We start from the raw sequence: 20304 nt of genomic DNA on the forward strand, positions 1-20304 counted from the left end.
CTGCTACCCGATCAGGCGTATGGTGAACCCGTGCGGACCAGGTTGCCCGCTGCGCTGCTGCTCCTGCTGTCCACGCTCTTCCTGGCCGGCGGGACGACTCCGCCCGCCTCCGGCACGCCGACCGTCCACGCCAAGTCCTTCAGGGCGGCCGATCACCAGCAGATCCTGCCCGACCCGTCAAGGCCGCAGGCCCACGCGGGCAAGGGTGTGCACGCCGCCTCGGGCGGCGTCGCCGTCCTCACGGCCAGGACCCCGTACGGCAGGCAGGCCCACCTCGCCGCCGTCACCGACGCTCGGCGCCGCGCGCAGGGCGCCGGGCACCACAGACGGGCGCCGGCCCGCGCCCCTCCCGCCTCCCCATCGCTCACCGAATCCCTGTAAGAGCCTTGTGGAGGACACATGTCCCGTGCGCCCATGTGGCGCGCGGTGGCGGCGCTTGCCGTCATCGCGACCTCGTTGTACCTAGCGTTGACCATGTCCCCGCGCCTCGGCCTCGACCTGCGCGGCGGCACCCAGCTCGTCTTCGAGACCAGAGACTCGCCCACCGTGAAGGCCGACGCCGCGGCCACCGACAGAACACTGGAGGTGCTCCAGCGCAGGACGGACGCCCTGGGCGTGGTCGATCCGACCCTGGTCCGCTCGGGCGAGAAGCGGATCATCGTCGAGCTGCCCGGCGTGCTCGACCCGCGCAGAGCCGCCGAGGTGATCGGCAGGACCGCCCAGCTCTCCTTCCACGCCGTCCTCGGCGACGACGATCCCAAGGGGCTGCCCGACGAGAGCGGTCAGCCGCTCCGCCTGGGCCCCGCGGTGATCAGCGGCGACGGCGTCACGGACGCGGTCGCCCGCACCGATCCGCAGCGGGGGGCGAGCTGGTTCGTCTCCGTCGACTTCCGTGAGTCGGGCCCGTGGCAGAAGCTGACCGGCGCGGCGGCCTGCGAGCCCGTGGGCGATCCCAAGCGCAGGGTCGCCATCGTGCTCGACAAAAAGATCATTTCCTCGCCGCAGGTGAACGAGGGCACGCCGTGCCGTACCGGCATGCCCGGCGGTTCCACCGACATCACCGGCTCCTTCACCCCCGAGGAGGCGCAGAACCTCGCGGTGCTGATCAAGGGCGGCTCGCTGCCCGTGCCGCTGGAGATCGTCGAGCAGCGGACGGTCGGCCCCACGCTCGGCGCCGACGCCATCGCGGCCAGCGCCAAGGCGGGCGTGGTCGGCGTCCTCCTGACGGGCCTGTTCATCATCCTGGTCTACCGGGTGGTCGGCCTGCTCGCCGCCATCGCGCTGGCCTCCTACGGCCTGATCTCCTACGCCGCCCTCGTCGCCCTCGGCGCCACGCTCACCCTGCCGGGACTGGCCGGATTCGTGCTGGCCATCGGCATGGCCGTGGACGCCAACGTGCTGGTCTTCGAAAGGGCGAGAGAGGAGTACGGCGCGACGCCGCGGAAGGGCCTGAAGGCGGCGCTCGACCGGGGGTTCAAGAACGCCTGGAGCGCGATCGCCGACTCCAACATCACCACGCTGCTCGCCGCGGGCCTGCTGTTCTGGCTGGCGTCGGGCCCCGTGAAGGGCTTCGGCGTGACGCTGTCCATCGGCGTGCTCGCCTCACTCGTCTCGGCCATGCTCATCACCAGGGCGCTCACCCAGTGGATCATCGGCAGGGTGCCGCCTCGGGTCTCTGGTCTCGGCTCCATCGGCAGGGTGCGCACCTGGCTGACGGCGAAGAACCCCTTCGTGATGCGTCACTCGCGGCGCTGGCTGGCGGGCGCGGCCGTGCTGGTCCTGGTCGCGGTCGGCGGGCTGCTCGCGCGCGGGCTGAACTTCGGGGTGGAGTTCACCGGAGGGCGGCTCGTGGAGTTCACGACGGCGACGCCGATGAGCGCCGACGCGGCCAGGCAGGCGGTCTCGGCCGCCGGTTTCCCGTCGGCCGTGGTGCAGAGCTCCGGCGAGGCCATCTCGGTGCGCACGGGCCAGATCAGCGGTGACGACGTGGTCCGGATCCAGGAGGCGCTCGGCGGCGGGGTCAGCAAGGTGCGCGACGAGCTCATCGGCCCCTCGCTCGGCGACGAGCTGCGCCGCAACGCGCTGATCGCCCTGGGCGTGGCGCTCGCGGCCCAGCTGCTCTACCTGGCCGCCAGGTTCAGATGGACCTTCGGCGCCGCCGCGGTGCTGGCCCTGTTCGTGGACACGGCGGCGGTCGTCGGTGCCTTCGCGTGGCTCGGCAAGCCGATCGACGGCGTCTTCCTCGCGGCGATGCTGACGATCATCGGCTACTCGGTGAACGACAAGGTCGTGGTCTTCGACAGGGTGCGCGAGCTGTGGGCGGCGCACCGGAAGACGCCCTTCCCGCAGATCGTCAACCAGGCGATCCTGCAGACCGTGCCGCGAACCGTCAACACCGGCCTCGGCGCGCTGTTCATCCTGGCCGCGCTGGCGGTATTCGGCGGCGACTCGCTGCGCGACTTCGCGATCGCGCTGCTCATCGGCATCGTGGTGGGCACGCTCACCTCGTCGTTCGTGGCCGGCCCGCTGGCCATCGAGCTCGAGCGGTACAGCAAGCAGCCGCCGCCCGAGCCGGCCAAGCGCCGCGAGCCCCGCTCCCGCGAGGGCTCGGGAGCCGTCGTGTGAGGTTTCAGCTGGGTAGTCATATAACTACCCCTAGTTAGGGCGTAACATCCGAAAGGTGACGAAACCGCAGGCCATCCAGCCGGGCGACCACGTCGGTGTCACCTTCGACGACGACGACTCGCTCGCCGCCACCACGCTCGACTTCGTCGAGCAGGGGCGGCGGGCGGGCGCCCGCGTGCTCGTGTTCGCCGCCCCGCACCTCGCGGGTTCGCTGCCCGGGGTCCAGGTGATGGAGCCCAGGAGCACACTGGACGGCCTCATGGACTTCTACGCCGAGGCGGTACGGCAGGCGGCGACCGAGGGCCGGTCAGGGCTCTGGACCAGCGTCGAGATGAGCTGGGCCCGCGCGATCGACCCCGACGAGCTGGTGGCCGCCGAGTCCGGCCTGAACACGCTGTTCGGGGACGGGCGGCTGACCGCGATCTGTCACTACGACACCAGGCTCTTCCCTCCGGCCCAGCTCACGCGCTTCCACCAGGCCCACCCCGTCGGCCGGGAGGCCGCCTGCCTGCGGCACCGCACGACGAGCGCAGGGGTGACCTTCACCGGCGAGGCGGACCGCACCAACCTGCTGGCCTGGCAGGCGCTGACCCGCGCGCTGCCTGACGGGGAGGCGGTCATCGACATCACCGGCATGTCCTTCCTCGACGTGCGGGCGATGGCCCAGCTCGGTCTGGTGGCCGCCGCCAGGTGCGCGCCGCTGTCGATCCTCGCCTGCCCGGGGCAGAGCGCGCACCTGCGGCTGCTCCGCGTGGACAGGGTCGCCAGACTGGTGACCGTCGAGGAGCCCGCCCTGCGTGGCGCGGGGCGGGTCATGCCCTACGGCTGACACGCGGCCGCCACCCTTCGCACGGCCGCCACGATGTCCCTGTTCGGCACGCCCTTGAGCACGTACTCCGTGACTCCCGCCCGGTCCATCTCCTCCACGGAACGGGGGTCGCCGTAGGCGGAGAAGGCCATGATCCTGGTGCGCGGCGAGCGGTTGCGGATCTCGCGCGCGGCTCGCGCGCCGCCGCCCGGCATCCGCATGTCGAGGATGGCGACCGCGGGCTCGTGCCGTACGGCGAGCTCGATGGACTCCTCGGCGTCGCACGCGACGGCGACCACGTCCAGGTCGGGCTCGGCTCCCAGCACCTCCGACAGCGCCTCCCTGATCATCGGCTCGTCGTCGCCGATGAGAACGGTCAGCCTGGTCACGACCCGCCCTCCCCGTACATCAGGGCGGGCACCCAGAACATCACGGTCGTCCCCTCCCCCTGCCTGCCGCCGACGCTCCACCAGCCGCCCGCCGTCTCGGCGCGTTCGCGCATCTCCAGGAGGCCGAAGTGGTCGCGTCCCGCGAGCCGTTCCACCGGCTGTGAGAGACCGACGCCGTCGTCGACCACCCGCACCAGTACACCGTGGTCGGCCGATTCCATCGACACCGACACCGTCGTGGCCCTGGCGTGCTTGCGCACGTTGGTCAGCGCTTCCTGGAGGATGCGGAAGATCGTGATCGCGCCCTCAGGCGCGGGTTCGCGCTCCAGGTCGTGGGAGAAGGTGTAGCGCAGTCCCGTACCCGCCATGGACTGGGCGAGATAGCCGTTCACCGCCTCGGCCAGGCCGTCCCCGTCGAGTCCTGGAGGGCGCAGGCGGAAGGTGAGCCCGCGCAGGCGGTTGATGGCGCTGGTCACCGCCTCGTCGAGCCGTTCCACGGTGGCGGCGTGCTCGGGAGGCAGCCGTCCCGCCAGCAGTTGCAGGCGCATCCCGACGGCGACCATCGACTGGATCGTGTCGTCGTGGACGTCCCACGCGATGCGGCGCCGCTCCGCCTCCTGCGCCTGCACCAGGTGGGCGAGCAGCCGGCCGCGCTCGTCGAGCGTGCGCTCGGCCATGCGCCGCTCGGTCATGTCGCGGGTGACCTTGCCGAACCCGCGCAGCCGTCCGGTCTCGTCGAAGAGGGCGGTGATGATCACATTGGCCCAGAACCTCGTGCCGTCCTTGCGGACCCGCCAGCCCTCGTCCTCCAGCCGCCCCTCCGCGATCGCCGTCACCAGTTCGCGCTCGGGCTTGCCGGCGGCGACGTCCTCGGGCGGATAGAACACCGAGAAGTGCGAGCCGGTGATCTCGTCGGCGCGGTAGCCCTTGATCCGCTGCGCCCCCGCGTTCCAGCTGACGATGCAGCCCTCGGGGTCGAGCATGAAGATCGCGTAGTCGACGACGCTCTGCACCAGCAGGCGGAAGCGTTCCTCACTCTCGCGAAGGGCCTGCTCGCCCGCGCGCTGCGCGGTCCTGTCACGGGTGACCTTGCCGAACCCGCGCAGCCGTCCAGTCTCGTCGAAGAGGGCGGTGATGATCACATTGGCCCAGAACCTCGTGCCGTCCTTGCGGACCCGCCAGCCCTCGTCCTCCAGCCGCCCCTCCGCGATCGCCGTCACCAGCTCGCGCTCGGGCTTGCCGGCGGCGACGTCCTCGGGCGGATAGAACACCGAGAAGTGCGAGCCGGTGATCTCCTCCTCGGTGTACCCGTTGATCAGCTGCGCGCCCTCGTTCCAGCTGACGATGCGCCCTTCGGTGTCGAGCATGAAGATCGAGTAGTCGATGACGCTCTGCACCAGCAGGTTGAGGTCCCGGTCTCCATCGGCCATACCGCAGCTTCGCACGAGGGGCCCCGCCCGCGGTACGGCCTGCCGTTCAGCCGAGCACCACACCCGACTTGGTCGTGGCTGGAGAAGGGGCGGCGACCAGCTCACACCACACCACCTTCCCGCCCTCGTGCGGGATGGCGCCCCAGGAGGAGCAGACTCGCTCGATCACCTGGAGGCCCCAGCCGTCGTGGGGGCCAGGCTCGCGCGGCACGGGCAGCTCCGTCCCCGAGTCGGCCACCTCCACCCGCACCTTGGCGGCGCTCGCGCTCATGCGGAACAGCGGTGGCCCCAAACCGTGCAGCAACGCGTTGGTCACCAGCTCCGACACGACCAGCAGCACGTCGTCGTGCGCGCCACCGTAAGCGGCCTGCTGGAGGAATCGTCCGGCGATCTCCCTCGCCACGGTGATGCTGTCGAGCTCCTCTGCCAGCCGCTGCTCGGTCTGGAGTGCCATCCACCTAATGTCCGGCAGGCCGCGAGTGATCACGAGATGCGGCTGGCCCATAACCGACTAGTGCATCTGCATCAGTCGAGCAGGCCGTCTCTGCGAGCGATGACCACGGCCTCCAGCTTCGACCGGGCCCCGAGCTTCTCCAGCACCCGCTGGACGTGGTTGCGCGCGGTGTTGCGGGCCACGCCGAGGCGCTGGCTGATCTCGGCCGTGCTCGCCCCCTCCCCGAGCAGTTGCAGCGTCTCCCACTCCCTGCCCGTCAGCTCGGCGCCGTACGGCCCCGCCCGGCCCGCCAGCCGGTCGAGGACCTCGGGCAACAGCTCAGGCGCGAACGCCACGGCGCCGGAGGCCACCTCGCGGACCGCCGACTCCAGCGCCCGCAGCCCCGAAGACTTCATCACCAGCCCCGCGCCGCCCGCCTCCACCACCCTCGTGGCCACCGAGGCGTTCGCCTCGGCCGTCAGCACCAGGACGCGCACGCCCTCCGCCGCCGCGGTGAACCTGCCGATGGCCTCGACGCCGTCGCCGTCGGGCAGGCGGCGGTCGAGCACCACCACGTCGGGCTGCCAGCGGCCCGTGTCGGCGACCGCGGCCTCCAGGGACGCCGACCTGGCCACCACCTCGATGCCCGACGCCATGCCGAGCGCCATGCCGAGGGCCTCGGCCACCATGTCGTGATCCTCGACGAGAACTACCCTGATCGACGTCGGCATGGGCCCCATTCTCCTTCAGCCCTGGGCCCGCCTGGCGGCCAGGGCGGCGCCGATGCGCTGGACATGGTGGTCGTCCGCCGGATCGAGGCCGGTGAGCGCGGCCACCTTGCGCAACCGGTAGTCGACGGTGTTGGAGCCGCGCCACCAGCTCCCTGACCCTGTCCCATGGCCCCTCCCAGGGAACCAGGACGCTGCCGCCCGCCGCGTCGAGCAGGGGCAGGGCCGCACCGTCGGCGAAGGAGTCGAGCTCGCGCAGCACCCGGTGGAGCCTGCGCCGCGTGGCGACCGCCGTGCTCTCCTCCATCGCCAGGCTCATGACCAGGTAGCGCGGGGCCAAACCTTCGACCGGCTCGCCGCTCATCAGGGCGGAGGTGAGCCGGTGCTGCCGCGCGCTACCGGGCGAACCGGCCCGGTGCCAGGCCCGGTGAGCTGCTCGGCGGAGCGGGCCGCCTGGGACTAGACGAGGTAGAGTCGGCGCAGGGCGGCGACGTCGTCGTCGGCGAGGCCGAGCGCCTGGCGCACGTAGGTGTCGAGATCGCCGTAGGTCGCGGTGATGGTGTCGAAGGCGGCGTTCAGATACGACTCACGCACCTCGAGCAGCGGGCTGACGATCTCTCGGGGGATGCCGGTGCCGTCGAGCAGGGCGTAGACCGTGGCGGCGGTCTCGGCCAGGTGCTCGTTGCTGGCCAGGTAGTCGTCCATGACGGCGCGCCGGTCCACCCCGAGCAGCGTGAGCAGGAGCGCGGCCCCCCAGCCGGTGCGGTCCTTGCCTGCCGTGCAGTGCATGAGCGTGCCGGGCCGGGCCAGCGCGCGCAGCAGGTCGCGGTAGGCCTCGTGCGCGTCGGGCATGGTGACCATGCCCCGGTAGACCTCGATGAGGAAGCCCTCGGAGACCTCGGGCGAGGTCATCGACTCCACGAGCGCCGGGTCCTCGAACAGGGCGGCGATGTCGGCGCCGTGGCCGCCCTGCCGCTGCACGTCGAGCACCAGGTAGTCGATGCCGTCGGGCAGACGGTCGGGCTGGTCCGTGCGCTCGCTGGCGGTACGGAGATCACATACCAGGCGCACCCCTCCCGCCAGCAGGGCCTAGTGGTCGGCCGGGGCGAGCCGGTCGAGCGCGCCCGAGCGGAAGGCGAGCCCAGTGCGGACCTTGCGGCCGTCGGCCGTGACGTGACCGCCGATGTCACGCAGGTTGGGCACGGATGCGATGAACTCCATGAAACCCGACGATAGCCGCCTGCCAGGCGGTATCCCCGCCATGACGGGCCGGAGGTGCCGAGGTTGGGTGAGTGAGCGGCGATGGGCGACAAATCCGGCTAACCTCTCGCCATGAGCGACTATGCGATCACGTTCGACCTCGTCGACGCCAACAACGACGGCCTGATCTCGGCCGAGGAGCTGGCCCGCCTGATGGAGGTGCTCGGCCAGCCCATCACCCTGGAAGCCGCCCAGGCCGGCGTGGCCAGGCTCGACGCCGACGGCGACGGCCTCATCTCGCTGGAGGAGTTCGGCCGCTTCCTCACATAACGACGAACCAAGCACTTGCTTCTGGATCCCCTGTCAGATAAGCAACACTAAGCGGCGGGAGGGGAAATGGGCATGAGGGGTGACTCGGGTGACTGGCGCCGACTGTGGGAGTCCGTGCCCTCCGGCATCGCGCACGCCCTGCGCCCTGGCATAGCCAAAGTCTCCGACGAGGTCATCGAGGAGATCCAGACCCGCATCCCCGAGTACGCCAGGCCCACCGACGAGGTCTACATCAAGGTCGTGCGGATGGCGGTCGAGGAGGCCATCGGCCGCTTCCTCGACCGCATCGAGGACCCCGACGCGCCATGGGACCCCGAGCCGTTCCGCATGATCGGCAGGGGTGAGGCCGCGGAAGGCCGCAACCTCGAAGCCCTCCAGACCGCCATGCGCCTCGGCGCCAGGGTCGGATGGCGGCGGCTGACGGAGCTCGCGGAGCCGCTCCGCCTGTCGCCCCAGTCGCTCTACGACCTCGGCGAGGCGATCTTCGTCTACCTCGACCAGCTGGCCGACGCGGCCGCCGAGGGGTTCGACGAGGCGCGGGCGCACGCGGCGGGCGAGATGGAGCGCCGCCGCCACCGCCTGCTCGACCTGCTGCTCTCCCAGCCGCCCGCCGCCGCGGAGGCGATCTCCGACCTGGCCAAGGCGGCGGGCTGGCGGCTGCCGCGCACGGTCGCGGGCGTCGCCCTCGACGACCAGAACGGCACGCCCTCCCTGCCGCCCGACATCCTGGTCGGCCTCGAAAGGCCGCAGCCCTGCCTGCTCGTCCCCGATCCCAACGGCCCCGGCCAGCCGCAGATGCTGGAGAAGGGCCTGTGCGGGTGGCGCGCGGCGATCGGGCCCGCCGTACCGCTGGAACGCGCGGCGAGCTCGCTGCGCTGGGCGACCGAGGCGCTGGAGCTGGCCCGCAGAGGGGTGTTACCGGGCGGGCGCGGGCCGCTGCGCTGCGCCGACCACATGGCGACGCTGATCGTCTTCAAGGACGAGGACCTGGTCGGCTCGCTGGCGGAGAACAGGCTCGCGCCGCTGGCGCACCTGCGGCCTTCCCAGCAGGACCGGCTGGCCGAGACACTGCTCGCCTGGTTGCGGTACGGCAGGGGCGCGGGCGAGGTGGCCGCCAGGCTGCACGTCCACCCGCAGACCGTCCGCTACCGGCTGCGCCAGCTCGAGGAGCTGTACGGCGAGCAGCTCGGCGACCCCGACATCCGCTTCGAGCTGGAGATCGTCCTGCGAGCCAGACAGGCCGCCCGCGAGGGCGCCCGCCCTTCCTGAACGAACCCCGGCCTTGTTGGGCACGCCCATTCTTGGTGGGCACGCCCCCGCTTTGGTGGGCGCGCCCGGCCTTCATTCGGGGCCCGGAATTCACGAGGTGCGGAAGAGCCGGAGGCGGTCCTCCCCGATGCGTTCGCGCAGGGCCTGGTCCTCGATGCCGAGGTCCTCCGCGGGTGACAGGCAGAGCACGCCGACCTTGCCGACGTGCCGGTTGGTCTGGACGGCGCGCGCCGCGTCCGCCGCCCGCTCCAGCGGATAGACCCGCGACAGCGTCGGGTGGATCATGCCGAGCGAGATGAGCCTGTTGACCTCGGCGCACTCCTGGTAGTTGGCGCCGTGCGAGCCGATGACGCGCTTGAGCTTCATCCACAGGTGCCGGTTGTCATAGGAGTGGTCGAACCCGCTGGACGAGCCGCAGGTGACCACCGATCCACCCTTTCTCGCGACGTAGACCGACGCGCCGAACGTCTCCCTGCCGGTGTGCTCGAAGACGATCGCCGGATCCTCCCCCACCTGCCTGCGCACCTCGGCGCCGAACCGCCGCCAGGCCTTCTCGTCGTCCAGGTGCTCGAACTCCGTGCGGTCCACAACGTGCTCGCAGCCCATGCCGCGCAGCAGCTCGGCCTTCTCCCTTGAGCTGACCACGCCGACAGGGATGCCGCCGCCGTTCCTGACGAGCTGCACGCCGTACGCGCCGAGGCCGCCCGTCGCGCCCCACAGCAGCACCACGTCGCCCTGCTTCATCCGTGAGCCGTGCTCGCCGACCAGCATGCGGTAGGCCGTCGACGCGCAGAGCATGTTGCACGCGGCCTCCTCCCAGCTCAGGTGGCGCGGCTTGGGCAGCAGCTGCGTCGCCTTCACCACCGCGAACTCGGCCAGCCCGCCGAAGTTCGTCTCGAACCCCCACGCCCGCAGGTCGGCGGCCAGCATCGAGTCGTGGTGGGCGACGGGGTCCTCGCTGTCCACGTACGCGGGGCTCGTCACCACCTTGTCACCGACCCGCCACTGCCGTACGGCGGCGCCCGTCCTGACGATCACCCCCGAGGCGTCAGACCCGAGCACGTGCGTGTCCAGGTCGTGCCGGGGGTCGCTCCTGCCCAGGCGTTCGAGGAAGGCGAAGGTCGGGATCGGCTCGAACATCGCCGACCAGACGGTGTTGAAGTTGATCGCGCTGGCCATGACCGCGACCAGCACCTCGTCGGGCGCCAGCTCGGGCATCGGCACCTCGCCCACGTGCAGCGACCTGCGCACGTCCTTGTCCACGCCCATCGTGCCGTGGGGGGCGCGGCCGAACATGCCGACCTCGTCCCTGCGGATGTGGGCTGCCCGGTACACGGGGGGAACCTCTGCGCGCAGGAGCTCCTCGGGGTCCGCGCCCTCGATGACTGCCTGTGCCAGCGTCATAGGAGACCTCTCAGGTGTGCGGCGACGATCTCTACGTACGGGGGGTCGAGCAGATTGAGATGGTGCGCCCCGGGGACGGGGACGATCTCGAGACTCTTCGCATAAGGGGCGAACCCTCTGGCCGGATCGTGCTCGTGGACGTAGCGGGCGTCCTGCACGGCCCAGGGGGTCGGCTCGGTGGAGCGGTAGAGGACGACCCGCCCGCCGTACGGCAGGCAGCGGTAGCGCTCGATCGCCCTGGTGTCCTCGTGGGAGGTCCGCTGGTGGCGCAGGATGGCCGGGCTCAGGGCCGCGAGCACGCCCGACTCCTTGATCCGCTGCTCGGTGAGGTCGAGCCGGGCCTGCTCGTCGAGGTTCTCGAGCTCCTCGTAGGAGAGGGTGATGCGGGCGCCGTAGGTCTCACTCAGATACCGCGAGAAATCCACATATCTACGGGCATGCACCGCTTTCCGGTCTTCCTCGGCCAGCTCGTCGGGCAGCCCCGAGTCGATCATCGCGACCAGCTCGACGTCGTCGCCGCCGAGCTGCCTGGCGATCTCGAAGGCCAGGATCCCGCCGAACGACCATCCCCCCAGCCGGTAGGGGGCGGGGGCGGTGCGCCTGATCGCCTCGACGTAGATCGCCGCCCGTTCGGTCACGTCGGCGCCGCCGTCCAGCCGCTCCAGCCCGAACACGGGGACACCGAGGAGGGCGGCGAGCCCGGCGTACACCCCTGTCGTGCCGCCCGCCGGATGCGCGAGGAACAACGGCCTCGTGCTGCTCGAGGGGAGGGCGGGGGTGAGCAGCCTGACGATGCCTCTCCCCGCCTCCTGCTCGTCCATCGCCCGCACAGCCTCCGCCACCTCGGCCACCGTCCTCGGCCCCGCCCCGCCCTTTGACCCCATCTCGGCCGCTCCGTGTGGCTCCGACGCTTCGGCGACCGTCGGATCCGTCAGCCCCCGCAGTGCCACGGCCTCCACGCCCAGCTCGCCCGCCAAGCTGGCGGCGACCAGGGGCAACGTCTCGGCAGGGAGGAGCTCGTCCACCCCTGGAGCCCGCCCGAGCACCTCCCCCGCCACCCTGACGACCAACCGCTCCGCCGCATCCCGAGGCCCAACCTCTCCCGACCCCGAACTCTCACCCGTCGAGCGCAGACTGGTTGGGGGCGAGCCAGTTGGATGTAACTCAGCCGAACGCGGGTCGACCGAACGCGGGGGGATCAGGTGAGGGTCGGCCGGGTGGAGACCCGTCGATTGGGGATCCGTCCGAAGGTCGGCCGGGTGGAGATCCGTCGGAAGGGTGGTCTTGATGTCGAGCTCGGCGGTTACCATCAGGGCGATCTCCCCCAGCGTCGCGCCCCTCAGCAGCGGTCCCGCGGGCAGGGCCACCCCGAAGTCGTGTTCGATCGTCCCCCTCAACCGCGTGGCCGCCAGCGAGTCCAGCCCCAGTTCCGTCAGCGCGACGCCATCCCCCAGGCTCGCGCCGTCGAACCCCAGCACCCCCGCCGCCCGCTCCCGCACCCGCGCCGCGATCACCTCCAGCGCCTCGTCCGGCGACAGTGACCCGAGGTCGGCCCGTCCCGAAGGACCTTCCACCACCATGGAGAAGTACGGCATGCGCGCCACCCGCGGGAACACCGCCACCGCCGCCGCCGGATCCAGCCGGACCACCCCGACCGACAGCTTCCGCAGCAGCAGCGCTTCGAGCGCCTCGATCCCCTCCGCCGGGGTGAGCGGCGCGACGGCGGGCAGCGGGTTCGCCCCGGCCCACGTCCCCCAGCCGATCGACACCCCGGGCAGCCCCTCCGCTCTGCGCAGCTCGCACAGCGCGTCCAGGTAGGCGTTGGCCGTCGCGTAGGCCGCCTGGCCCGGCGAGCCCAGCAACGCCGCCGACGACGAGAACGCCACCCACCAGTCGAGGTCCGTCCCACGTGTGGCCTCGTGCAGCCGCAGGCCGCCCAGCGCCTTGGCCCGCCACACCCGGTCCACCGGCTCCGGGGAGAGGTCGGCGATGAGCCTGTCGTCCAGGACGCCCGCCGCGTGGACCACACCGCGCAGCCGTACACCTCCTGCGGTCGCCGCCGCCACCAGCCGCTCAGCCGTACCCGGAACGGCGAGGTCGCCGGCGACCACCTCGGCCACCCCGATCCGCGCCAGCTCGGCGGCGGCCTCAGCCGAGGGGCCCGAGCGGCCGTTCAGCACGACGCGACCCGCGCCCCTGTCGGCCAGCCAGCGCGCGACCAGCAGTCCGAGCGTGCCGTAACCGCCAGTGATCAGATAACCGCCCCCGTGCCGCACCACCGCCGCGTCCGGCACGTACGGCAGGCCGCTCGAGTCAGGCACATAGGGCACGCCCTTCCCGCCAGGCACGTACGGCAGGCCGTTCCCGGCAGGCGCGTACGGCATGCCGGGGAGGTCGGGCAGTTCGGCGCGGCGCAGGCGGGCGGCGTAGCGGACGCCGTCGCGCCAGGCCACCTCGTCGTCCCCCAGATCCGTCGCCAGCTCCCCGGGCAGCGCGGCCAGGTCGTCGACGTCGATCAGCGTGGCCCTGAGCTCGGGATGCTCCAGCGCCAGCACCCGCACCAGCCCGCGCAGGGATGCGGCGGCGGGCTCCCCCCGCTCGCCCGCCACCACGGACTGGGCCCGCTCGGTGACGATCCTGAGCCGTCCGCCCCGCGCCGCCAGCCGGGCGACCTCGAGCATGACGCGACGGGGGTCGGGGCGTCGCGGCACGAGGAGCAGGGGGTCACCGTCCGGCGAGGTCGGGACGAGCGAGGCGAGGCGGCCCGCCCGCGAATCCCCCTCATCGGCCAGGATGAGCCATTCACGAGCCGGGGCCGCCCCGCCCTGCGCCAGTGGCGCCTGCACCCAGATCCGTTCGACGAGCTTGTCCGCCAGCCGCACCGGAACCTCCTCCGGCCGGACCTCATGCGACTCGATTCCCACACAGACCCCGTCTACACCGACCTTCGCAATCTTTTCGAGCACATCTTCCGGCGCCTCCCCACCCGCCGGGCGCCCATTCCCGAACCGCCCCCCTTCCGGCCGGGCCCAACCGACCGGGCGCCCGTCTTCCGACCGCCCGTCATCCGCCGACCACACGACCTCCGACGGGTCCGCGGTCGCGGAGCCGTACCGTCGCCAGACCCCTGCCGCGTCCTTGGCGTGCACCTCCACCCGCCCGCCCGCCAGCGTGGTCGTGATCCGGGCGGGCAGCGGCAACAGCCCGTGCAGCACGACATCGCGCACCGCCGCCCCGCCCAGCGCGGCCCGAGCGAGCCGGGCGACGGCCTCCACCGGCAGGACGGCGTGTCCATGCCGGTGCCAGACCTCCGGCGCCAACCGCCACGGCACCTGCGACAGGTCGTCGAGCGTCGTGGACCAGCAGTGCCCCAAGGGCGTCTCCACGTGCGCGCCGAGCAGCGGATGCCCGCCCACCGGCCGCGGCCTGGCGGCGACCCAGTGCCGCTCCCGCCGCCAGCGTGGCCGCGGCACGTCGGTGACGCGTCCGTGCGTCCTCGGCGGTACGGCGGCCGCCACCCTGGCCACCTGCTCCTCGACCGCGCTCGTCCCCCCGCCCCTGACCAGCGAGTGCGTCACCACGGCCGTGCGCGGAAGGGTGTCGCGCAGCGGGACGGCCAGCACCGGATGCGGGCCGATCTCGGTGAACACCGTGAACCCATCGTCGGCGGCGGCCTGGACGGCCTGCATGAGCCGTACCGGACGCCTGATCCCCGCCGCCCAGTAGGCGGGCTCGAACGTCGGCGTATCGCGCGGATCCTCCAGCACGGTCGAGTAGAACGGCAGCGAAGGCGCGCCGTGCGCGATCGCCGCCAGCTCCGCGCGCAGTACCGGCTGCAAGTGCCTGACCTGCGGCGAGTGTCCCGCGCCCTCGGCCGTCAGGACCCTGGCCATCCGTCCGCTCGCCGCGACCTCGGCCGCGAAGGCCGTCACCCTGCCGGGATCGCCCGTGACCACGGTCTGGACGGGAGAGGAGTGGACCGCGACGTGCAGGTCCTCAGGCACCTCGGCGGCGCCCACCTCCAGCACGGCCATCGCGCCGCCACCGCGGAGCGAGCCGAGCAGCCTGGCCCTCCTGCAGATGACGCGCACTCCGTCGCGGACGCTGAGGCCGCCCGCGACGACGGCGGCCGCGACCTCGCCCATGGAATGCCCGATGACGGCGGCGGGCGTGATGCCGTAGGCATCCCACAGCCTGGCAAGTCCGAGCTGCACCGCGAAGATCAGCGGCTGGAGGGTCGCGACGCCCTCGCCCCTCCAGTCGTGGACGTCGATGCCCGCCTCGGCCTTCAGCAGCGGGGCCAGTTCGTCGACCGCCTCGCGGAAGGCGGGCGCGGCGGCGTAGAGGTCGCGGCCCATGCCCTGCCACTGCGCGCCGTACCCGCTGAAGACCCACACCGGACCCCTGCCGCCGACGGGGACCGGCTCGACGGAGCCGAGCGCGCGGGCCAGCTCGCCCGCGTCCCTCGCCACGACGGCGGCGCCGACCCTGCCCCTGCCCGCGCGCCTGGCGAGCGTGGCCGCCACATCGCCCAGGCCGACGCCCTTCCCTGCCGCGGCGGCCGCCCACTCGGCCAGGTCGGCCGCGTGGTCGCGCACCCTGTCGGCGGTGACGTCGCTGAGCACGAAGACCCGCGCGACGGGCGCGTCGTCCCGCGCGGCGGCGGCAGGAAAGGCGGCGGCGGGGAAGGCGTCGAGGACGACGTGAGCGTTGGTGCCCCCGAAGCCGAACGACGACACCCCCGCCCGCGCGCCGGGACGCGGCCAGGCGGTCGGCTCGGTGACGACGGACAGGCGCTCCCACGGGATGTGCGGGTTCGGCTCGCGGAAGTGGAGGCTGGGCGGGATCACGCCGTGGTGCAGCGCCAGGACGGTCTTGATGAGACCCGTCACCCCTGCCGCGGCCTCCAGGTGGCCGAGGTTGGTCTTCACTGAACCGACCAGGACGTGGCCCTGGAGGGCCGCTGCCAGGGCGCGGGCCTCGATGGGGTCGCCGAGGAAGGTGCCGGTGCCGTGCGCCTCGACGTAGTCGGGTCCGCGGTCGAGACCCGCGTAGGCGGTACGGAGCAGTTCCTCCTGCGCCTCGGGATTGGGCGCGACCAGACCGTTGGAGCGGCCGTCCTGGTTGACCGCCGTGGCGCGGACCACGGCGAGCACGCGGTCGCCGTCGCGCAGGGCGTCCGAGAGCCGCTTCAGGACGACCACGCCGCAGCCCTCGGCGCGGACCATGCCGTCCGCCGAGGCGTCGAAGGCCTTGCACCTGCCGTCGCGCGAGGTGCCGCCCGCGTGGTCGAAGGCCATGGTGACGACGGGCGAGAGCAGCAGGTTGACCCCCGCCGCCAGCGCCAGGTCGCTCTCGCCCGCCCGCAGGCTCGCCGCCGCCAGGTGGACGGCGACGAGGGAGGACGAGCAGGCGGTGTCGACGGCCATGGACGGCCCGCGCAGGTCGAGGAGGTAGGAGAGCCTGTTGGCCGCGATGCTGAAGGCGGCGCCGGTGGCCGTCCACGCCTCCACGGACGCGGGGTCGGCGGTGGTGAGGTGGGCGTACTCGTTGCCCGAGATGCCGACGAAGGCGCCGGTACGGCTGCCGCGCAACGACCTGGGCGCGATGCCCCCGTGCTCGAGCGCCTCCCACGCCGTTTCGAGCAGGAGGCGCTGCTGGGGGTCCATCGTGGCGGCCTCGCCCGGCGGGATGCCGAAGAACTCGGCGTCGAAGCCCGCGATGTCGTCGAGGAAGCCGCCGTGCCTCGTGGTGCGCCCGATGGCGTCGGCGGTGCGGGCGCTGCCGTCGTCGAACGCCTCCCACCTGCCCTCGGGCACCTGCCGTACGGCGTCGCGGCCCGCCATCAGCAGGTCCCAGAACGCCTCGGGCCCCTCCGCGCCGGGGAGGCGGCAACCGACCCCCACCACCGCGATCGGCTCGCTCCCTCCGGCCCGCGCCGCCGAGGGTGCGGCGGGGGCGGCGCCCGGCGCGAGGGCGGCGGCGAGGCGGTTGACGGTGGGATGCTCCCAGACCAGCGTCGGCGGCAGCTCCCGGCCCAGCAGTTCGGCCAGCTCACCCGCGATGCCCACCGCGTCCCTCGACGACAGCCCGAACTCCTCCAGGGGCCGGTCGGGGTCCACTTCCTGCGAGGGGAGACGGGAGGCGATCCGCTCCGTGAGGAAGCGTCGGATGTCACCTTCGCCGAGTATGTCCACACGCGCTCCCATACAGCCGGGGTGATCGGTCAACTTACCGATACGCACCGTTCAGGAGCAGGCCGTAGCCGAACATTCCTCTGGATCGTTTTGTCACGGCGGTGATAATTGTCCGCGGAGCGCAACCCTGGACGCCTTTTCGTTGCGCGCGGTGATAGCCCATTCCCGCCACCAGGGCCTAGCCTCGCCTGCACGCTGAGGACGGTGGAGGGCATCATGCGATCCCAGGGCTTGCCGGCGACAGCGCTGGCGGTGGTGTTGACGACGGTGCTGCTCGTCGGCGCGAGTGCCGCTCCGGCCCTCGCCGATCCCACCTGGTCACTGGTTCCCGAGGGCGAGAGCACGGCGGGGCCCACGCAGGTCGCTCCCGACCCGCAGGAGGGGCGGCCGCCTGCCGTACCGGGTGAGGTGGCTCCGCAGGAGGCGCCAGGAGCACCCCCGCCGGCCTCGGGCCGGCCCTCCGGGGAACCGGCTGCTCCGCCCCAGCATCGGGAGAGCGGTCAGCCCCAACCGCAGGACAGCGGCGACGGCCGCTACGCCCCCTGGCAGCGGGCGCTGAAGGGCTCGGCGAGGGTGGTCAGAGAGCGCTGGCTCGGGCCGCGCATGCTCGACCTCCTGATCTCCTCTCCCTCGGTCGGCCGGATGATGCCGGTGCGCCTGCTGCTGCCCAGGGGCTGGTCCAAGTCCGCCAAGCGCACCTGGCCGGTGCTCTACCTGCTGCACGGCGGCGCCGACAACTACACCGCGTGGACCAGGATGACCGACGTCGCGAGCTTCACCGAGAACGTCGACGCGATCATCGTGATGCCGGAGGCGGGCCGGGCGGGCAACTACTCCGACTGGTACAACGGCGGCAGGGGCGGCACGCCTGCCTGGGCCACCTTCCACACCCAGGAGGTACGGCAGCTGCTGGAGATCGGCTACCGGGCGGGGACCCGCAGAGCGATCGCGGGGCTGTCGATGGGCGCCTACGGAGCGGTGAAGTACGCCGCGCAGAACCCCGGCATGTTCTCCTTCGTCGGCGCGTTCAGCGGCATCATGGCCACCGAGCTGCCCGGCATTCCGCAGATCATCCAGAACGCCCAGCTCAGCGAGGGCCACGACCCCAACGCGCTGTGGGGCGACCCGGCCAGGGACAAGAAGATCTGGGCCGCGAACGACCCCCTGGTGCTCGCCCCGAACCTCAAGGGCACCGCCATCTTCCTGTCGAGCGGCACCAACAGCTTCGCCGGTCCCCTCGACCCTCCGGGCTCGCCCTGGCACCCGGCGCACCTGGGCGAGCCGATCTCCGCCTACACCGCCAAGGCGCTGAGCAAGCGCCTCGACGCGCTCGGCATCAAGCACACGATGAACATGTACGGCAACGGCACCCACACCTGGCCCTACTGGAACAGGGAGTTCAAGAACTCCTTCCCCATGGCCCTGCGCGCCCTGGGGCTGAAGGGTGGCGGCGACCCCGGCGTGGCCACGATGCGCGACCAGCGCGACTGGGAGTACGACACGCCGCTGCCGCCCATCACCCCGCCCGACGCCGTCCAGCCCGCCCCGCTGCCCCTGGGCGTGAAAGGCTGGACACTGGACCCATGAACCTGCGCGACCGCAAGAAGGAACGAACCCGGCAGCTGCTGTCCGACACGGCGATAGCGATGTTCCTCGCCGAGGGGTTCGACCGGGTGGCGGTCGCCGACATCGCGGCGGCGGCGGAGGTGTCGAAGCCGACGCTGTTCCGCTACTTCCCCGCCAAGGAGGACCTGGTCCTGCACCGCATCGCCGACCACCAGGGCGAGGCGGCCAGGATCGTCGAGGGCAGGGCCGAGGACGAGACCCCGCTCCAGGCCCTGCGCCGGCACTTCATGCGCGGCCTCGACGAGCGCGACCCCGTGACGGGGCTGTGCGACCTGCCCGAGGTGCTGGCCTTCCAGCGGCTGGTGTTCGGCACGCCCAGCATCGCCGCCCGCCTGGTCGAGTACGGCACCGCCGACGCCGACGCGCTCGCGCGGGCGCTCGGCGGCCCCGCCCCCGGCCTGGTCGCCGCCCAGGTGGTCGCCGTGCGGCAGGTGCTGGCGCGCGACAACGTGGCCGCGATCTCGGCAGGACGCAGCGCCGACGAGGTCTACCCCGAGGCGACCGAGGCCGCCGACACCGCCTTCGACCTGCTCAGCCACGGCGCCGCGGGGCGCGGCTACTGACCCGGCCTCGGTCAGGGGTCACACGGCGGACAGGTACACCTGGCCGAACGCCTCCGCGTACTTCTTGAGGTCCGTCGCCACGTCCACCTCGGGGGCGGCGGGGTTGTAGAGCGTGGCCAGGCGCGGCTTGACCTCGCTCAGCCTGACCAGCTGTTCCCAGGTGGCGTTGCCCGCGAGCTTGTCGCCGAGCACCCTGTTGACCGTGCCCTTCGGGTCCTGCCAGCGCGTCCACAGGGTGACCGTCTCGGCGGCGTCGGACTGCAGCGGCGTCGCCACCCGCTCGGTGATCGTCTTGAGCGCCTGCTCGGCGGTCAGCTGGGAGGAGCCGGGGGCGGTGAAGACCGCGTCCTCCGCGCCGATGGTGCCGTAGGCGTCCCAGGCCCTGGCCCGCACCTGGATCCACTGGTTCCGCTGGGCGGCGACGGCGTCGATCTTCCAGGTGGCGTACTCGGTGGCCAGGTGGCCGTTGTCGAGCGAGAGCTGGTCCACCAGGCCCTTGGACAGCCATGCGCCGACGCGCTCGGGGTCGAGCAGCGGGTACTTCTTGGTCAGCTCGGTCCTGCACTCCTCGTTGGCGCCACAGCCCAGCACCGGCACGACGGTGTGCACGGCGAGCTTCCTGCCGGGAAGCGCGTCGCGCAGCGCCGTCGTGGTCTCCGTCATGAACTTGTCGATCTCCTCGACCGACGTGAAGGTCTGGTTGTAGCCGAGCTGCGAGGTGAACCTGAGCCCGACCACGCCCTCCTGCATCGCCAGGGCGCCCACCCGCTTGACGGCGTCGGCGAGCTTGCCGGCCTTCCAGTCGTCGGCCAGGTCGGTGTCGATCCAGACCCGCAGTCCCGCCTCCGCCGCCGTCTTGACCGCCTGCCCCTCGGCGGTGTCGCCCGCGCTCTTCACCTCGGCGGCCGACAGCTCGGAGGGGTCGACGTAGCAGTCCTTGCTGCCGCCCTCGCACTCGGGCGCGCCGGTCTCCTCGGGAGCGGGGTCGGGGTCGCCCACGTCACCAGAGGTGCTGTCGCCCGGCACCTCGGGGCAGGTGTTGCCCTCTTCGGTGCAGTCGATGGTCGGGCTGTCGACGGGCTGGGTGTTCTTCATGTTCTCGCCGTCGTTGTCCAGCCAGAACCTGGCGATGTCCGCGGCCTCGTCCGGCGTCGCCATCCAGCGGCAGACCACGTAGGCCGGCGTGTCGCTGGGCATCAGGTCGTTGCAGCTCCTGGGATCGTTGTCCGACCAGGCCGGGACTCCGATTCCCAGAAGGGAGAGCGCCAGGCCGATGACGAAGATCTTGCGGAAACGCATGTC

15 protein-coding genes and 1 pseudogene are annotated in these 20304 nt (G+C 72.2%); 7 read left to right on the forward strand and 9 right to left on the reverse strand.

Features of this window, described 5'->3' with window-relative positions:
• Nucleotides 1–30 precede the first annotated feature (30 nt).
• Genes H4W81_RS31995 through H4W81_RS32005 form a run of 3 tightly spaced genes read left to right on the forward strand, consistent with a single transcriptional unit; the run spans nt 31 to nt 3454 of the window.
• A complete protein-coding gene (locus H4W81_RS31995) occupies nt 31–381 on the forward strand; it encodes a hypothetical protein (protein ID WP_192778219.1) in 351 nt (116 codons plus the stop codon).
• An 18-nt stretch (nt 382–399) separates the two neighbouring features.
• Nucleotides 400–2625, forward strand: coding sequence for a protein translocase subunit SecD (gene secD, locus H4W81_RS32000; protein ID WP_192778220.1), 2226 nt, complete (start codon nt 400–402; stop codon nt 2623–2625).
• Between the two features lie 55 nt (nt 2626–2680).
• Nucleotides 2681–3454, forward strand: coding sequence for an MEDS domain-containing protein (locus H4W81_RS32005; RefSeq protein WP_192778221.1), 774 nt, complete (start codon nt 2681–2683; stop codon nt 3452–3454).
• Here H4W81_RS32005 and H4W81_RS32010 read toward each other — a convergent pair.
• From H4W81_RS32010 to H4W81_RS32030, 6 genes and pseudogenes are all read right to left on the reverse strand, one after another.
• On the reverse strand, nt 3445–3822 hold the full coding sequence (locus tag H4W81_RS32010) for a response regulator (protein ID WP_192778222.1): 378 nt from the start codon (nt 3820–3822) through the stop codon (nt 3445–3447). The genes H4W81_RS32005 and H4W81_RS32010 overlap by 10 nt on opposite strands.
• A complete protein-coding gene (locus H4W81_RS32015; RefSeq protein ID WP_192778223.1) occupies nt 3819–5252 on the reverse strand; it encodes a PAS domain-containing sensor histidine kinase in 1434 nt (477 codons plus the stop codon). Before H4W81_RS32015 ends, H4W81_RS32010 begins: the two co-directional genes overlap by 4 nt.
• A 46-nt stretch (nt 5253–5298) precedes the next feature.
• Nucleotides 5299–5706 carry an ATP-binding protein gene (locus H4W81_RS32020; RefSeq protein ID WP_192778224.1) on the reverse strand — a complete coding sequence of 136 codons (408 nt, stop codon included), beginning with the start codon at nt 5704–5706 and terminating at the stop codon, nt 5299–5301.
• Between the two features lie 71 nt (nt 5707–5777).
• Complete coding sequence (locus H4W81_RS32025; RefSeq protein ID WP_192778225.1) at nt 5778–6416, reverse strand: response regulator transcription factor; 639 nt, start codon at nt 6414–6416, stop codon at nt 5778–5780.
• Nucleotides 6417–6431: 15 nt separating this feature from the next.
• Nucleotides 6432–6644: a helix-turn-helix domain-containing protein gene (locus H4W81_RS49755; RefSeq protein WP_337959977.1), complete on the reverse strand. Its 213-nt coding sequence runs from the start codon at nt 6642–6644 to the stop codon at nt 6432–6434.
• Nucleotides 6645–6872: 228 nt separating this feature from the next.
• A pseudogene (locus H4W81_RS32030) lies at nt 6873–7676 on the reverse strand (tyrosine-protein phosphatase).
• A gap of 69 nt (nt 7677–7745) precedes the next feature.
• Between H4W81_RS32030 and H4W81_RS32040 the strand changes: the two are divergent.
• Both H4W81_RS32040 and H4W81_RS32045 read left to right on the forward strand, forming a co-directional pair.
• Entirely contained in the window at nt 7746–7943 is a 198-nt protein-coding gene (locus H4W81_RS32040; protein ID WP_192778228.1) for an EF-hand domain-containing protein, read from the forward strand.
• Between the two features lie 72 nt (nt 7944–8015).
• Entirely contained in the window at nt 8016–9212 is a 1197-nt protein-coding gene (locus H4W81_RS32045; protein WP_192778229.1) for a PucR family transcriptional regulator, read from the forward strand.
• Nucleotides 9213–9302: 90 nt separating this feature from the next.
• On the opposite strand, the gene ccrA is transcribed toward H4W81_RS32045, so the two are convergent.
• Nucleotides 9303–10616: a crotonyl-CoA carboxylase/reductase gene (gene ccrA / locus H4W81_RS32050; protein WP_192778230.1), complete on the reverse strand. Its 1314-nt coding sequence runs from the start codon at nt 10614–10616 to the stop codon at nt 9303–9305.
• A complete protein-coding gene (locus H4W81_RS32055; protein WP_192778231.1) occupies nt 10613–16813 on the reverse strand; it encodes a type I polyketide synthase in 6201 nt (2066 codons plus the stop codon). Before H4W81_RS32055 ends, ccrA begins: the two co-directional genes overlap by 4 nt.
• Before the next feature lie 216 nt (nt 16814–17029).
• On the opposite strand from H4W81_RS32055, the gene H4W81_RS32060 reads away from it, so the two are divergent.
• A complete protein-coding gene (locus tag H4W81_RS32060; RefSeq protein WP_225958892.1) occupies nt 17030–18400 on the forward strand; it encodes an alpha/beta hydrolase in 1371 nt (456 codons plus the stop codon).
• Nucleotides 18397–19002, forward strand: coding sequence for a TetR/AcrR family transcriptional regulator (locus tag H4W81_RS32065; protein WP_192778232.1), 606 nt, complete (start codon nt 18397–18399; stop codon nt 19000–19002). The genes H4W81_RS32060 and H4W81_RS32065 overlap by 4 nt, the downstream gene beginning before the upstream one ends.
• Before the next feature lie 18 nt (nt 19003–19020).
• On the opposite strand, the gene H4W81_RS32070 is transcribed toward H4W81_RS32065, so the two are convergent.
• A complete protein-coding gene (locus H4W81_RS32070) occupies nt 19021–20301 on the reverse strand; it encodes a hypothetical protein (RefSeq protein ID WP_192778233.1) in 1281 nt (426 codons plus the stop codon).
• Nucleotides 20302–20304: the final 3 nt, after the last annotated feature.

The organism is Nonomuraea africana (assembly GCF_014873535.1).
Lineage (GTDB): Bacteria > Actinomycetota > Actinomycetes > Streptosporangiales > Streptosporangiaceae > Nonomuraea > Nonomuraea africana.